Below are 15,565 nucleotides of genomic sequence, written 5' to 3'. Positions count from 1 at the left end.
ATTTAACAGTATATTAGATGCAACTTTCAAGGATAAGTAATAGTGTTGGATAGCTGTCTAATATGCCAGTCAAAGTTATGAGTGGGGTGTTTTTGAGCTGTTCTTTCGAAAGCGAGCAAAAAGCAAACAAGCGGTGGCTGTTTGAATACAGATTAACCAACCGCTTGCGAAATTCACTATTATGAATGTCTCTATTTAGCAGTGTTTGCAGCTGGCTCAACATAAGCCGCCGTACCCCAAAGTGGCACCGTCGATAGGCTGTGCTTGAAGCTGCCCGATGTTTCTTTGGTCGAGTAGGACAAGTACATCAGGGTCTGGTTATCGGCATCAAAGATGCGGCGGATCTTCATTGATTTAAAGAAGATACTTTTCGACTTTTTGAAAACCACTTCGCCCGACTTCGACTTGTCGATATTGGCTAGCATCTCAGGTGTGATCTCGCCGGTTTGGCGGCAAGAAATAGAGCTGTCGCTTGGGTCAGCCAAGCTTAAGTCCGCTTCGATGCTGGCAATATGGCAAGTTACCCCCGGTACTTCCGGATCGATGAGGGTGTTTAGTTTGATGTCCTTCATGGTGAACATACCAAGGCTTACATCCCCGACTTCGTCATCGGAGCACCCTGTAAGTAGAGTGGTTGCCGCTAACAGCCCCGCAAGCAATAGCTTTGATTTCATTATTATTCTCCATCAATTTTTGCTGATGATAGCAGCTACTTACCGATAAACCCAATTGTCTTATATTGTTGCGGCTAGGCTGGGAGTGTCTTCAAGTTATGATTTATTGTGGCTAACCTGCCATAACTTTTCGGCTTTGGTGCCAATAAGCCAGAAGCTCAAGGCTAGGATGGCAAAGAATAGCGTCTTGTGCATTGCATCCCAGAAGTACTCAAAATAGCGGGTATAAAGGTTGATCAGCAAAAAGGTAATACCAAAGCTGCGGGCAATTTTATCTTCATGCTGAATACCATGGTAAATCAAGATAAGACATACCACACCGGATAGGATTGCCCAGTGGATCAGTGAGAGTTGCGATACTTTCGACCAGGCCGCCCCATCACCGTAGTTACCGACTATCGAAACCAGCCATAGGGCAAATAGCAGATAAAAATAGCCGATGAACCGAGTGGGATCGGCCAGTGGCTGATAGCGTTCCGTACGGGCTAGTGCTCTACCCGCTAGTAATACGATGATCCCAGCCACAACCAGCCGTAAAGGTTGGTTTAAGCCGAAAAAGTGCCCACTGGCGCTTTCCCAAAGGTGGGTTTGCTCAAGCCCCCACCAAGCAAAGCCGAATAGGGAAAAAATCCATACCAGCGTGCTGGGCAGGCGTATAGCGAGGATGCCATAAACAACGGTGAGCAATAGTAAAAAGGGGGGATCGTCCCAACGGGCAAATAGGGCGGTTTCTTTCATAAAACCAACGGAAACAGCGGTAAATAACACGCCGAAAAAGTAGATGGCTTCGTTGCTGATATGTTTGTCGGGGTGGGTAGTGCGCCGTTTTTGCCCGAGCCAGAATACGCCGGCAGCCAGCATTGCGCTGATAACGGCTAACACGCTGGCTGGGGTATCAATTAACTTAGCCAGCAGTTCCATGAGGTAATCGTCGGCAAGGAGGACACCGATGGAAATAATAAAGCAGGTAATGGCTATCCAGAATGAGTAGACGGCGATTAATTTCCAATCGAACCCAACCACTTCATAGCTGTTACGCAACTGCTCAGCCGTCTCCTCCGAGATGGTTTGTTCGTCTTCCCAATGCTGGATCGCTTGGCTGAGCGTTTTCTCTTGGCGTTTACTGATTTTCATCATGAGGTAGCAATACTCTAGTCAAATTGCGCGAGTTATTGCGTTGCTTCATCATCGTCTTCAGTAATTTCCTCTGGCATAAAGGTTAGAATATGCTGTTCAGAGGTAAGGGTAAGAATATTGTTTTCCAATGCGGCATTATTCCACTCTTGTAACGACTGGGTCATGATGGCTTCTACTGTGGCTTGATCATCTTGGATGCACATCATTTTGGTCGAGCCCATGCCGTTAAGGCGGAGCTTATTGCCCTCGGTGACTTCCAGCTGACCAAAGAAGCGGTTACAGCCGCTAAAGCCTGAGACCTTTAAGTCGGCGTCGATGGCCATGCCTGGAACCGTTCTTGGCTCTGCAATTTGAATATCTTTACCATCTACTTTGGTGAGTACCCAGCTTTGCTGCAGGTTTTTTTCTGAAAACCCCTGAGTTACTTCAGCCTCACAGCCCATGAGGAATAAAGGAACTGCTGATAGTGCCATTAGCCACTTTTTCATATACATCACCTAAATGTCTTAATGATTGAAGACTTAATAATTATGGTTAAGGTTTGTATAATAGTAGCACTTCTTGGTTAATATCAGAATCTTATATAACCTGCCGTGATGGTTAATATTGCCAAAAAATTAGAAGGTTCCCCGGCCAAAGTAATTGACCTCCCCCTCTTTCATTCTCAGTCCCGATTCTGTATCCCTTTGGTAAGCTTGGAGCACACGTTGTGCATCACAATAGCTACCTGTTTCTGAGAAAGTCTCGCGGGTCGTGTCAATGGCGCGCTCTGCGTTACGGCGTACTTCTGGGCTGGATTGGCTGTCACTGAACAAAACTTGCTGCTCAACAATGAGTTTTTCCATATTTTGCAGGCAAATCTGCTCGTTGTCTGGCAATGTGTTGATTGCATTAGCGCCGAATGTGACGCTAGATAATAAAAGATATACAGGCTTTCGGCTTAACATGGTTACTTTCTTTACTATTTTTGCTGCGATTATAGAGATATAAGCGGCTAGAGCAACCAAGTTGATAAGCGAAATTGTGCTGGCTTTTATAAAATAATTAAGGTGAATGGAAGTGAAGGCGGGAGAAGGATTAAACCAAAGTGAGGCGATAGGTACCGCCTCAGATATTTTACTGTACTAGCCCTTCAATAATGGTAGAGCTGATAGGCACTTACGACACAGGCAATTCCCTGCAGGTATGCCTGAGGTATCGCGCTTGGTAAGCTCGAAGCACCAACAAGTGCTGTTACCTGCGCTGATTTCACAATACGCGGGTTCACCACATTGACTACAGATATGAGTAGAGCGTTTGCCCTGAATTTCGTCGATGGTATCTGACTGCTTTACTTCGTCCATATGGCGCCACTCTGTTAATTCGGCCATGGTTCGAAAACACCCACTACACATCCCTTCGTTGTTTTTACATTTCGCGATACAAGGTGTTTTCACTTTCTTTCCTGCTGAGCTTGTTACGGTACGGCTTTAGGGTCGTACCGTAACATATACCCCAGTTACTTCAAGGTGCACGCCTCTGTTTTTGGCCTCGCGGTTATTGCTGGCGTTTGCGCCAAATTGTCATTTCAGAAAGGGTGTGCTGGTACTTGCGTTTGGTCTCCCTGATCACAAATGGCAGCTCTTTGACGGCGATTAACTCGAAGTAGTCGATGAGGGTTTCCGTTAAGCCATCAAGGGTAGTGAAGTTTTCACCATTCACTTTGATGCCACCGAGCCAGTTGGCCTTGTCTGTGTATTCTTCCAACCAAGTATAGGGTGAGGCGATAACCAAGTATCCCCCCTCATTGAGTCGTTGGTGGATCTGGCTGAGGAACAGCTTTGGATCGCCCAAGCGGTCGATAAGGTTAGAGGCATAGATTAAGTCGTAGCCAGCGTATATCGGCTTCAGGTTGCAGGCGTCTCCCTGAGTAAAATTAATTTTTACAGCGAGGTCTTGGTAGCCGAGTTGGTTCAAGCTAACCGTCTTGAATTCTGCAAGATCACCCTCGGTACGGATGGTGTAGCGTTTCTCGCCTTGTTCGGCCAAAGCATAGGCTTGTTGGATAAATCGCGCGGAAAAGTCGATACCATCAACATGGTCGAAGGTCTTTGCCAATTCAAAGGAAGCCCGCCCAACCGAACAGCCGATGTCGAGTGCCCGCTGGCAGTGGGTCAGCTGAATTTCTTGTAGGCACTGGTGCACGCCGTTCACACAGAAGTTAGCGACGCCAAAGTGTTCGTCACCATAATGGAACTCAAGGTACTGGGAGATAAGCTCATCTGTCTCGTAAATATTGAGAGACATCATGGTATCCGGCGCTTGGGTCGATTCTACATAGCGGAAACCGGCATGTTGGTAGAAGTGGCGACGGAATGCATAGCGGGAGGACTGTATGGCCTCGTTACCGGTGGAAATCCAAGAGCCTCCTTTGATGAGATTATGCTTGCCGTCGAATGTCGGGGTAGAGAAGTCATCATATAGCGGATGGACTTGAAAGCCCTGGAAGCCGTCAATACAGGTTTCTGTCCATTGCCAGACATTACCGATGATGTCGCAGAATCCTTCATGTTCGAACCGATCAACCGGGCAAGACGAAGCATAGTAACCCAGTCCAATGTTGCCCGGCGGTTCTTGCCATTGCGGGGCATCATCGCTAATGTTCTGGCGCAGTAAATACCATTCAGCTTCGGTCAGAAGGCGAATTCTGGCCTGATCACGCTCTGCTTTCCAATTACAGAAGGCCTTAGCTTCAAGCTGGTTTACTTCTACGGGCCAGTTAAGCGGCAGTGGGATTTCGTCAGTCAGGTTACGCTGAAACCATCGGTTGTCACGATGGTGCCAAAACCTTGGCATGGTCGCTTGGGTATATTCAAGCCAGGCTTTGCCTTCATCGTTCCAAAAGCGAAGGTGGCGGTAGCCGTCGGCTTTGACGAACTCAAGGAATTCTTGGTTGGAGACGAGGTATTTGGATGCTTTGAAGTCCTGAACTTGGAATGTTTGGCTGCCATATTCGTTGTCCCAACCGTAGGTAGGATCATCATCGAGCTTGCCCAAGCTAACAGTACCCCCCGATACCGTTAGCAAAGCGTTGCTTGGCGCTGTTCCCTTGTCTTCACATGCTTGCCATCCGTTGCTTGGAGTGACCATGTCGAGTGGGAGCTGCCTAATGATAACGGACGATGTTTCTAAATGAATGCGCTCGTGCTCGATGCCCATCAAAATGATCCATGCAGGTGAGTCTTGCTCAATAGGTAATGAAAGCGGCATGGTATCAATCACATTGTTGACGGTTGCTTTCACTTGATCGCGATAGCTTTTAACCGCGTCGACTGACGGCCAGTCGTAATGGGTATCATCAAGATCATCCCATGACATTTCATCCACCCCGATGGCAAACATGGATTCGAAGTTGGGGTTGATACGCTTGTCTAGATACTTGCCGAGCTTTAGCTTATTGATATAGAAAGTGGCAGTATGACCGAAGTAGAAAATGAGTGGGTGACGAAGTGGTTCTGGTTTGCTGAAGTAGGCACCATGGTGCTTGATGACCGAAAAGAGTGATTCATACAGTTCCCATGTTTGGTTAAACGCATGGCGGAGTTCCTGTCTTTTTGTAGCTTCACTCTCACCAGTGAGCAGTACGGTTTTTGTTGCATACAAAAGGCTGTTTTCCATCTTCTTATGATCCGTCTTGTTGTTTTGTTATTCGTTCTAGGCCCAAGAGTTTTTCGAATATTTCCCAGTCAGTTAAGAAAATGCACATAGCTATAAGCCTAGTCGGGAAAAAATCCACTGTTCAAGAAGCTTATGTTTCAACACTACAGAGACTAATTACGTGACAAGTCGCTAATTAGATGTTTTTGCCATAATAAAATGAGCAGAATGCCGATTGATAAGGGTGAATGATAGCGATGGGGAAGGGCAGGAAGTGGTTTATACCAACATGGACACTGGTGGCAGTTGGGCTTTTGCTGAATGTGATTTCAGCGCTGATGACCAACTTTTATATTGATGATGCAACGCGGCAAGCTAACGAGTTGGTTCAGCAACAACAAAGCAATGAAAAGCTGATTACCCTGATTTGGCAACAAGTCGAGACGGTTGAGCGTAAGCGAGAGCATACCCTTGAGTTAGTCGCATTAAGTGAGATGCAAGGGGATGTTTTGCCCAAGCCGATTTTAGAGCAGGTGATACAAGACTTATCTTATTGGCTGCCCAATCAAAACGTGGATATTTCGGTGTCTAGTATCTCAGTCTTAATGGAACAATTAAATAGTGTTCAGGTTGAGCAAAGAGATAAAATCAATCAATTGTATTTGGACAATTTGGAATTGATTGCTGTGCACGCTGAAAAGATGAAGTCTATTTCTCAACTAAGGAATTTGGCGCTATTTTTACAAATTCTTGGTTTGGCACTGGTATTGTCCAGAGACTTAAGTCGCCGTGATTATGCACACCGATGATTACTAATAAATATATTACAGCGTAAAAGCTTAGCCCCTCTATAAAGAGGGGCTAAGATAATTAATTCGTTAACTAATACTATTTGTTAGTAGAGTGGAAAGCGAAACGAGATGATTGCTTACCATTCTCTGTGGTTGCTTTGTACTTAATTGAACGAGAATTTTCTAGTGTTAATGGAATGAATACACGGCCATTCTCGTCAGTTTTATAGCTTTGGCGTTGCTGTGGTACGTTCGCTACAGATACTGATGCGTTCGCAGCAGGTTGGCCATTTTCAGTAACTGTTACCCATGCACCATTATGTGTGTCAGCAACACGGATATCAGCGAAAGCTGAAGAAGACATTACAATCACAGCAGTTGCAGTTAATACTTTCAAGCTAGACATAATCTTCACCTCATTAGATTGGCTATTGCCGTTTTGTTATATGTGTATGTTGTTCACATTCAAAAGATAAGACCTGCTACTTCAATGTTTCTTTCAAAAAATTTAAATTATTTTTATTAGTGTTTGTAAATCAGTAAGTTAAAAGTACACTTATTTTTCAAGAGTAATAAATGTAAAAAACATGACAAAAAATTCATATAAAAGCCGATCTTTTCATTGAATACATATCACCTTTAGTATAGCTACAAGTTTTATACTCGGTTGGTCAAAATAAAGATCACAATTGATATAAAGTTGAATTTATTGATTATTTGTAGCTAAGGCTTGTACTTGATTCACTTTTTCTGGATAGCAATGCTGTTTAATTTGTATCAGCATATGCTAATTAATTCGCATTCTTTATTATGGGTTATAAAATAGTTTGCCCTTTGGGGTATTTTTATAAAATCATCGTCCATAGATACCTGTTTATGCTTGTATGCCGTCTTCATTTCATCTAATTTAACCTTTTGATTATAAATGAGGTAATGGAATGGACATAGTTATAAGGCATGTAGAGAAGTCAGACTTTGCCGATCTGCAAAAGATCCTGTCAGGTGCGAATGCTTATAGCGGTACTCTCCAATTGCCTTACCCTTCACTGGATATGTGGCAGCAGCGGATAGAAAATCGTCCAAGCAACATGTATGGCTTGGTAGCAGAGCTAGACAATGAAGTCGTGGGGGAGATCAGCTTATCAGTGCAGGTCAATCCAAGACGAAAGCACGTGGCCGATATGGGAATGGCGGTTCGGGATGACAAACAAGGCTTAGGGATAGGAAGCCGGTTATTAGCTGCCATGATTGATCTCGCACAAAACTGGTTGTCTATTTCCCGGATGGAATTGACGGTATATACCGACAACGCCGCTGCCATTGCCCTGTATGAAAAGCATGGTTTTGTAATAGAGGGGCATGCTAAAAAGTATGCGTTTCGAAACGGTGAGTATGTAGATGTGTACCATATGGCAAGACTCACCGATTAAGTGTATGCCTAACTCTCTGCCTATTTGTGCAGAGAGCTATTTGACACAGGCAAGCTCGGGTGTAGGTCGTTGCATTTCGTAATACTCTAGGTTTTCCGAGATCATGTTCACTCGTATTGCGTCGGTTTTGGTTGCGATATGCGCCATGCCGATGTTCTGCATCACCCTACCAGCATTGGTATCACGTGCGAAATGTTGACCATAAATGGTATCTAACGATAGTCGGTTGAACCCATATTCAGTGATACGCTCGGCGGCTTCCGTACAGTAACCTTTGCCCCAGTAGGGAACACCAATCCAATAGCCTAACTTAGCCCTACCACCTTGGATATTATGTAAGCCGATGCAGCCTACAAGTTGAAAGTTGGACTTGAGGGTAATGGCATAGATGGCTTGCTCGCCACTGTTCCAACCTGCCAGCAGCTTACCAATCCATTGCCCGGCAAGGCCGTCGTAGTAAGGGTGGGGAATGTTCACAGTACCGTTGGCAATGTCTTTATCTCCGGCGAGGGCTTGTACTTTGGGGGCATCTGAAAGCTGAAAAGGTCGAAGCAGTAAACGGGGAGTCGTCAGCGATGGCTGATGTTTCATAAGCATCCTCTGCAATAGTTGATTCTTTATCAGAAGATTATCAGATCTGTATGAAACCTTTAGTAGATATATATGAATAGCCGTGAATATTTATCGGTAAACGAGATCTAAGTCAGATCTCAACCCTGCCACTTTTCCTCACTGTAGTTTGCGATGCTCGAGAGTGCCTTTTGTACTTTTCGTTTAAAGAAGTACTTCATGAGCCACCCTGTGCCTTTGACTCTCGGCGTAAACTTAATTTGGTAGTGGATTTGGCTCTGGGTTGCATTGAGCGACTGAAAGGTGATCCACCCACCGTACTCTCTGGCTGGTGAACCCTGAAGCAGGGTGTATTGCAGGTGCTCATTCTCTTTGTAGTCGATGATCTGTTCTTGAAAGTTGAAGAGCCCGTCCGAGACTTGTCTTACAGCGCCGATGCCATTGCTATTAGGTTTCCCTTCTTTTATGAGTTGGTAGTTGGCTCCAAAAAACTGCCCGAGGTTTGCGTGGTCGGATAAGATCTTGAACAAAATCTTCTTGGGGGCTTTAGCTGTTTGGTTGATTGTGATCGTATACATCGTTACACCACCTACTGCAGGTTGTTGAACCTAGGGTTGATACACGACTTGTAAGCCACTCCCCATAATATCAACTGTTGTCATCATGTCAAATTTATGTTAACTGCCTGTTTGTTGGTGGCGCTGTGTACGATTTGCTGCTGTTCGTTTTCTATACAAAAGCACAATGTGCTGATTGGGTGAATTGGCAGATATCTGGCTATTGCCGCTATGTTTTGATGTCAGCTAGATATATAATGTGAAGTTGAACAAGGAGTTGCGAAAAAAAGAGATTATGATCACGAAAATTTCGCAATTTTAGTATTGCAAATTCAATGATTGGCTCTTATATTGGATTTTGTTGGTATTTACTGAGGGTGAAATTTCAGTTCAAGATTTTCCTTAATCCATTCGTTAAGGTCACTTCAAAATCATCTACAGTGTTACCACAGTTCTTTAACTCCTGAGCTATTAAGACAACCATATCCGGTTGAAGATTTATTAATTGCTATTTTATCAGTGAGTAGTGACGTTTTACTTTTACCAAACTGTCATAAGGATGTCACAGGCGATTGGGTATAGTAAAACTGTATTAAAGAGTAAGAACGGTATTAATAAAGAGAAATATCAACCTTACTCGTTTTGGAAAAATGAGAGGTGTATTATGGCTAATAGAAACCGCAGACAATGGTTCTACCACCAGTCACAATCAACAAACGTAAAAAGCAAATCTAAGTAATCTAACTCTAGCGTACTCACGCTAAGTTTATGATTTGAGGCAATAATTTGCCACCCGAAAATGCCAGAGGCACGCAGTGATCCAGTGTTTCTGGCTAAATACCTTTATTCCCCTTCTAAACTTTTAATTTCATTTCTATCAATTACTTTATTTAAACCTTTGCGCAAACGTTTTCCTTTTTGATTGCTAATACTTTTCAACGATATATATTTCCGCCGATATAAACTTCTTCGGGGATAACTTTGACCGGGGCTCCGCCTAAATAAATGTTGCCCTCAACCACAAGGTGCTTGGGTAATTCTGTTATTGCTGTTTGGGCTAGGTAAAGATTTCCACCTACATGCAGGTAGGGGGGAAGCTCAGTCAGTTTCGTTCCCATCAAACTTAAATCACCGGCCACGCGAAGCCCGTTATTTAAGTACTCGATATCGGAGTGCGCTAAATTAATATAGCCGCCAACTTGAAGCTGCAGTGGTAACTGAATGATTTTACTGTAGGCGAGGTTTAGGTTGCCCTTAACGGTGACTTGTTGCGGCAGGTGGGTAAGCTGGCTTTGTTCAAGGTTGAGATGCCCCTCAACAATGAAAGGGTTGGGCAGATTTATGTGGCGGGCATTTCTCAAATTGACATTGCCATAGGAGTCCATGTAGTTGAGCATTTTACGGTCCAAAGCCGCAGACATGGCGCTATCCGGATAGGTGGCTCCCAAGGTGCAAATGCCTAGGGTTAGTCCCATAAGTAGCCGAGCCCACTGCTTCTTTTTTGTGCTGTTCTTTTTAGTGCCGTGGTTCGCAATTGCCATACATCCTGTCTCACTCCCCTGATGCTTATCGGTGTATTTTGCGGGAACAGGGGTCAAATGTAATCTGTTTTTACTCGAATTGTGCCATTCGTTCCTACACTTTATGGGTGCAAACACGAACAGGTGTAGGAGTAGAAGTTATGGTGTCTGTGTCTCCACATTTTAGAGTTGCACTTGGGCTAGGATTGCTGGGTGTTGTTTTAGCGGCATCAAATGTGTTGGCGGACTCAACCGATGCACGCTGCGATATTTACCCTAAGGGGGCAGATAAGCCCTCCCACCAGTATCTCTGCGTATTTTCCCAGCGGCAGGGCTATGTGACGATAGATCGCGGGGATGGTGTTTATTATGACTTCCGCCCGGTGGGTGATGATCCTGGGCGCTACCAAGACAGCGAGGGGCAGGCGGTTTATCGTCAGTCGGGCTTGGGAAAAGAAGGGCTGATTTTTAAGTTAGAAACAGAATCAGTTTATGTGTACTGGGATACATCTGGCTTGGAATAATTCTAACTTTTACTATAAATAATAAGTAGTTGAACTAAAACCCGAGTTGCAGCTGCCACTTGGGTATGCCTGCGTTTTGAAAGGATGACTATGACAGAGCATAAAAAGAAGATTCTTATTTTGTTTGCCCACCCGTCCCCTTCTCGCTCTGAAGCGAATTTGCCCCTATTCAAATCCAGTCGTGGCTTGCCAGGGGTAACGGTGGTTGATTTGTATCACGAGTACCCAACGCTCCACATCAATATTGATCGCGAGCAGAAGCGATTGCTCGATCATGATGTCATTGTGTTTATGTTTCCGATGTATTGGTATTCGACGCCTGCCATTTTAAAAGAGTGGCAGGATCTGGTGCTGGAGTATGGCTTTGCCTATGGCAAAGACGGTACTGCGCTTAATGGCAAAACATTTTTGTGTGCGCTCACTGCGGGTGGCACGCAGGCGGCATACCATGCCGATGGGCACAACAATTATACCGTTCGCGAGTTGCTTCACCCTATTGAACAAACGGCGAACCTGATAGGGATGCATTACCTTGCGCCTTTTGTGCTATTCGATTCACGAACAGCGAAAGAGCAAAAGCGTGTCGAGCAACATACCAAGGATTGGCGTCAGCTACTGGATGCGCTGCGTGATGATCGGGTGGAAATGAATGCCGCCAGCCATGTCGATGTGCTCAATGCTGATTTAACAGCTGTAATCAAGGAGGGGTAGGAATGACAGGGTATTTTATTCAGGCCTTTATCTATCTGTGTGCTGCTGTTATTGCTGTCCCTATAGCCAAACGGCTTGGCCTGGGCTCCGTGCTGGGCTATTTAATTGCCGGTGTGGTTATTGGGCCGATTGTTGGCCTTGTGGGCGATGAAACATTGGCAATTCAGCATTTTGCTGAGTTCGGTGTGGTCATGATGCTGTTCCTCGTCGGCCTAGAGCTTGAGCCGCGTATGTTATGGGACATGCGCCATCGCTTGATTGGCCTTGGCGGTTTGCAAGTTGGGGTGACAGCACTTGCGGTAATGGGCATTGTCATGATGCTAGGGCAAGGTTGGACGGTCGCCTTAGCGATTGGCCTTATTTTCTCGCTCTCATCCACGGCGATTGTGCTGCAAACCTTTAATGAAAAGGGGTTGGCGAAAACAGAAGGTGGACGCAACGCCTTTTCGGTACTGCTGTTTCAGGACATTGCGGTGATCCCGATGTTAGCCTTGATCCCGTTGCTAGCATTGCCCGAGTTGGTTGAGCAAGCACAGCAGCTGGCTCAGCAAGCTGCGGAACATCATGACGATGTCAGTTTAGTGGCGGGCTTGCCAGGTTGGGCCTATGCCATCGTTATTATTGTTGCGATTGCAGGCTTGGTTGTTGGTGGGCACTTCTTGAGCCGCCCGCTATTTCGGTTTGTGGCCGATTCTGGCCTACGAGAGATCTTTACCGCAACGGCATTGATGCTGGTGATTGGCATTGCTGCCCTGATGGGGCTGGTGGGTTTGTCTCCGGCATTGGGAACATTCCTTGCTGGTGTGGTGCTGGCAAACAGTGAGTTCCGCCATGAGCTGGAATCGAACATTGAGCCGTTCAAGGGACTATTGCTCGGCCTGTTCTTTATTACGGTAGGGGCGGGGATCGACTTCTCGGTGTTGTTTAACGATTTTGCTGTGGTGATTGGTATCACGCTGGGGGTCATGCTACTTAAAGCGGCTGTGTTATTTGCGCTAGCGTTGATCTTTAAGGTGCGCGGGAGTGATCGATACCTACTGACCTTGAGTTTGGCACAGGCCGGTGAGTTTGGTTTCGTACTGTTAAGCTTCTCATCCCAAAACCATGTCTTGCCGCCAGCGTTGACTCAAATGTTGTCTTTGGTGGTGGCGCTATCGATGTTCCTCACTCCAGGGCTATTTATCTTCTTCGACAAGGTGATATTGCCAAAATTTGAAGCTGAAACGAATGATCGCGAAGCGGATGTGATTGATGAAACGGGCACAGTGATCATTGCTGGTATTGGCCGGTTCGGCCAGATCGTTAACCGCCTGTTGGTCGCCAATGGGATCAAGACCGTAGTGCTCGATCATGAAGCCGGGCAAATCGAAAACATGCGCTCTATCCGGATCAAGAGTTACTTCGGGGATGCGACCCGTCCAGATCTGCTTCATACCGCCGGTATTGAAGACGCCAAGCTTATGATAGTGGCCATTGACGATACCGAGCGGGCGGTGGAGTTGGTGGAGTATATCCACCATACCTATCCGAAAGTACGTATCTTGGCACGGGCGTATGACCGAGGCCACCATTATGCGCTGAGAAATGCAGGCGCCGACTACGTGATCAGCGAAACCTATCACTCGGCACTTACTTTGGGCACTGAGGCGCTAAAAGATCTCGGGGTCCACCCGTTCAGGGCTGAGCAGCTTAAACAGGCATTTATTGATACAGAGGCCAAGAGTAAAAAAGCCCTCTATAAAACGTGGAAGGAAAGTACCGAAGAGAATAAGTTCAATGCAGACTACCGAGAGCTCTTTATGCAGCTTGAAGATGCCTTGAGCCAAGTGATGAAGTCTGAGCGTCACGAGAAACATACTTCCTCAGATAGAAGCTGGGCACCGCCGCCAAAAGGGTATGCGAAAGCCATTGCCGAGGAGCACGAAGAGTAGCCTGCTCAGTGTTTTCTTTAAATCCTATAAAACGCAGCCATCAGGCTGCGTTTTAGGTTCTTCCCCTTGAAGTTGATTTTACGAACAATCATGCCGTCGCTGGTAAAGGGGAAGGAACTGTTTCACGCAGGCAATCAGTACTGTAACCAACGTCCTTTTCGCACCAAAGAAAGCTCTCCCCCTTGGACTCCGATATAAAGGGGTCGAGCTAGTTGATAAAAGGGGGAGCTGGAGGGGGTTGGTTCGTTGATGCTTGAAGTTAGGCGCATAGATAGTTGGTGCCGAGCGTTTGTGATGAAGATTGATGGATTAACCTCTCCCAGCCTCGCTTTTTAGGAGTAGCACTCTCATGCTACTATTGTATTCACTGTAAAGTTGAGAGGAGCCTTTTCATAGCTAAAGACAATTCACTTGCATGCATAAGTGGCACGTTTTAGAAATAATTGCTTACATTTGGTGGTTATTTGTTCGATTGAACCCAGATCAAAAAAAATACTCTCGTATTCATTGTTAATGTGATCTATATCTCTATATACTCCGCTTCCGGCCAGAACGAAAGAGTTCAGCCACCTTAGTTACAAGCTGTCACCACGGACATGTGAATGACCCACGGAGTTGGACCGGCATTACTTTAGCTTGTTAATTTAGGTGACTCTATGTTGTACATTTGGGCGGATTCCACCATGTTGCCGACGCAAACGCGCTCGGTTCCCTCCTATTTTGCTTTCATCCTGAAAGTGTTGATCCCCCTGTTGCAACAAGCAGTAACACCTTCATTTTTCGACAATTTTAAAAATAGTCAAAACAGCAGGACGAAATAATGCAGTTGTTAATTAGTTTGGCCGGTATTTTGGTACTGGTACTTTGCGCATGTGCGCTTTCTGAAAACCGTAAAGCAATCAATTGGCGTACGGTTGGGGGCGCGTTGGCATTGCAGGCAGGTTTTGCTGCCTTGGTGCTGTATATTCCTGTTGGTCAGACCCTATTGGGCGCAATGAGTAGCGGTGTTGCCAGCGTGCTTGGCTTTGCTGATGAGGGAATAAAATTCCTGTTTGGTGATCTTGCGACGACCGGTTTCGTTTTTGCTATTCGCGTCCTTCCTCTTGTTATCTTCATTAGTGCTCTTATCTCCCTTCTTTACTACCTTGGCGTGATGCAGTGGATCATCAAAGTGATCGGTGGGGGTATCCAAAAAGCATTGGGCACCAGCCGTGCCGAATCTTTGGTGGCAACAGGTAACATCTTCCTATCTCAGGGTGAATCGCCGTTGCTGGTTAAACCATTCTTGGCGCAAATGACTCGCTCAGAGCTTTTTGCGGTAATGACCGGTGGTATGGCATCAGTAGCCGGCAGTGTACTGGGTGGCTATGCAGGCCTGGGTGTTGATTTGAAATACCTGATCGCGGCGAGTTTCATGGCAGCACCGGGTAGCTTGTTGATGGCAAAAATTCTAGTGCCAGAGCAAAGTGTTGCGGTTGAACAGTCTGACATTGAGATGGGCAAGAGTGATCACAGCAACGCTATCGATGCGCTAGCAGCTGGTGCCATGAACGGTATGAAGGTGGCGGTCGCTATCGGTACCATGCTGATTGCTTTCGTGAGTGTGATTGCAATGGCCAATGCCGGGCTTGGCATGGCTGGTGAATGGGTTGGTATGCATGATCTCACCCTGCAGGGCTTGCTAGGTTATGTGTTCTCGCCACTGGCTTTCATTATTGGCGTGCCTGCCAATGAAATGCTTCAAGCTGGCGCATTTATCGGCCAGAAGATGATCCTTAATGAATTCGTGGCTTTCCTAGACTTCGTTAGCATCAAAGAAACACTGTCGCAGAACAGCCAAATCATCATTACTTTTGCATTGTGTGGTTTTGCCAATATCGGCTCTATCGCGATTCAGATTGGTTCTATCGGTGTGATGGCACCAGAGCGCCGTGGCGATGTAGCTAGCCTAGGTATCAAGGCTGTATTAGCAGCGACCCTGGCTAACTTAATGAGTGCTGCGCTCGCGGGTATCTTTATTACCCTGTAATTGCAAAGCGTACTCACGCTAATCTTGATGGCGATAAAACAGCCGCTGGTGGTGT

The 15,565-nt window shown here is 45.9% G+C and carries 16 protein-coding genes; 6 read left to right on the top strand and 10 right to left on the bottom strand.

The features are described 5' to 3' along the window. Positions 1-191: 191 nt before the first annotated feature. The 6 genes from C9I98_RS07600 to ovoA form a co-directional block, all read right to left on the bottom strand. Positions 192-674, bottom strand: a complete 483-nt coding sequence (locus C9I98_RS07600; protein WP_036828299.1) for a CreA family protein — start codon at positions 672-674, stop codon at positions 192-194. A 96-nt stretch (positions 675-770) separates the two neighbouring features. Further along, positions 771-1,811, bottom strand: coding sequence for a hypothetical protein (locus tag C9I98_RS07595; protein ID WP_245907109.1), 1,041 nt, complete (start codon positions 1,809-1,811; stop codon positions 771-773). Positions 1,812-1,843: 32 nt separating this feature from the next. After that, positions 1,844-2,299: an META domain-containing protein gene (locus C9I98_RS07590; protein ID WP_036829280.1), complete on the bottom strand. Its 456-nt coding sequence runs from the start codon at positions 2,297-2,299 to the stop codon at positions 1,844-1,846. Positions 2,300-2,428: 129 nt separating this feature from the next. Continuing rightward, the gene (locus C9I98_RS07585) at positions 2,429-2,758 is read right to left on the bottom strand and encodes a hypothetical protein (RefSeq protein WP_107271806.1); all 330 of its coding nucleotides are present in this window, start codon (positions 2,756-2,758) and stop codon (positions 2,429-2,431) included. A 177-nt stretch (positions 2,759-2,935) separates the two neighbouring features. Next, entirely contained in the window at positions 2,936-3,247 is a 312-nt protein-coding gene (locus C9I98_RS07580) for a DUF1289 domain-containing protein (RefSeq protein ID WP_081878949.1), read from the bottom strand. A gap of 100 nt (positions 3,248-3,347) precedes the next feature. Then, the gene (gene ovoA, locus C9I98_RS07575) at positions 3,348-5,468 is read right to left on the bottom strand and encodes a 5-histidylcysteine sulfoxide synthase (RefSeq protein ID WP_036822848.1); all 2,121 of its coding nucleotides are present in this window, start codon (positions 5,466-5,468) and stop codon (positions 3,348-3,350) included. A 227-nt stretch (positions 5,469-5,695) separates the two neighbouring features. Here ovoA and C9I98_RS07570 point away from each other — a divergent pair, with 227 nt between their 5' ends. Next, a complete protein-coding gene (locus C9I98_RS07570) occupies positions 5,696-6,256 on the top strand; it encodes a hypothetical protein (RefSeq protein ID WP_245907108.1) in 561 nt (186 codons plus the stop codon). Between the two features lie 79 nt (positions 6,257-6,335). On the opposite strand, the gene C9I98_RS07565 is transcribed toward C9I98_RS07570, so the two are convergent. Then, positions 6,336-6,644 (bottom strand): hypothetical protein, encoded by a 309-nt coding sequence (locus tag C9I98_RS07565; protein WP_036822853.1) that lies wholly within the window; start codon positions 6,642-6,644, stop codon positions 6,336-6,338. 532 nt (positions 6,645-7,176) lie between these two features. Between C9I98_RS07565 and C9I98_RS07560 the strand changes: the two genes are divergently transcribed. Next, positions 7,177-7,668: a GNAT family N-acetyltransferase gene (locus tag C9I98_RS07560; RefSeq protein ID WP_036820195.1), complete on the top strand. Its 492-nt coding sequence runs from the start codon at positions 7,177-7,179 to the stop codon at positions 7,666-7,668. A gap of 36 nt (positions 7,669-7,704) precedes the next feature. Here the strand turns inward: C9I98_RS07560 and C9I98_RS07555 are convergent, their stop codons facing one another. The 3 genes from C9I98_RS07555 to C9I98_RS07545 all read right to left on the bottom strand — a co-directional run bounded on the left by C9I98_RS07555 (position 7,705) and on the right by C9I98_RS07545 (position 10,336). Continuing rightward, positions 7,705-8,259 (bottom strand): GNAT family N-acetyltransferase, encoded by a 555-nt coding sequence (locus C9I98_RS07555; RefSeq protein ID WP_036820197.1) that lies wholly within the window; start codon positions 8,257-8,259, stop codon positions 7,705-7,707. A 119-nt stretch (positions 8,260-8,378) separates the two neighbouring features. Further along, positions 8,379-8,816 (bottom strand): SRPBCC family protein, encoded by a 438-nt coding sequence (locus C9I98_RS07550; protein WP_036820192.1) that lies wholly within the window; start codon positions 8,814-8,816, stop codon positions 8,379-8,381. Positions 8,817-9,730: 914 nt separating this feature from the next. Then, positions 9,731-10,336 carry a hypothetical protein gene (locus tag C9I98_RS07545; protein WP_245907107.1) on the bottom strand — a complete coding sequence of 202 codons (606 nt, stop codon included), beginning with the start codon at positions 10,334-10,336 and terminating at the stop codon, positions 9,731-9,733. Positions 10,337-10,476: 140 nt separating this feature from the next. Between C9I98_RS07545 and C9I98_RS07540 the strand changes: the two genes are divergently transcribed. The 4 genes from C9I98_RS07540 (at position 10,477) to C9I98_RS07525 (ending at position 15,510) form a co-directional block, all read left to right on the top strand. After that, positions 10,477-10,839 (top strand): hypothetical protein, encoded by a 363-nt coding sequence (locus C9I98_RS07540; RefSeq protein WP_107271805.1) that lies wholly within the window; start codon positions 10,477-10,479, stop codon positions 10,837-10,839. A gap of 90 nt (positions 10,840-10,929) precedes the next feature. Next, positions 10,930-11,550, top strand: coding sequence for an NAD(P)H-dependent oxidoreductase (locus C9I98_RS07535; RefSeq protein WP_107271804.1), 621 nt, complete (start codon positions 10,930-10,932; stop codon positions 11,548-11,550). Positions 11,551-11,552: 2 nt separating this feature from the next. Continuing rightward, positions 11,553-13,481 carry a monovalent cation:proton antiporter-2 (CPA2) family protein gene (locus C9I98_RS07530; protein WP_036819050.1) on the top strand — a complete coding sequence of 643 codons (1,929 nt, stop codon included), beginning with the start codon at positions 11,553-11,555 and terminating at the stop codon, positions 13,479-13,481. An 820-nt stretch (positions 13,482-14,301) separates the two neighbouring features. After that, positions 14,302-15,510, top strand: a complete 1,209-nt coding sequence (locus C9I98_RS07525; RefSeq protein ID WP_036819052.1) for a NupC/NupG family nucleoside CNT transporter — start codon at positions 14,302-14,304, stop codon at positions 15,508-15,510. Positions 15,511-15,565: the final 55 nt, after the last annotated feature.

It is taken from the genome of Photobacterium sanctipauli (assembly GCF_003026495.1).
GTDB lineage: Bacteria > Pseudomonadota > Gammaproteobacteria > Enterobacterales > Vibrionaceae > Photobacterium > Photobacterium sanctipauli.
Note: the sequence above shows the minus strand (reverse complement) of the source record. Positions and strands in the feature narration are given on the sequence as shown.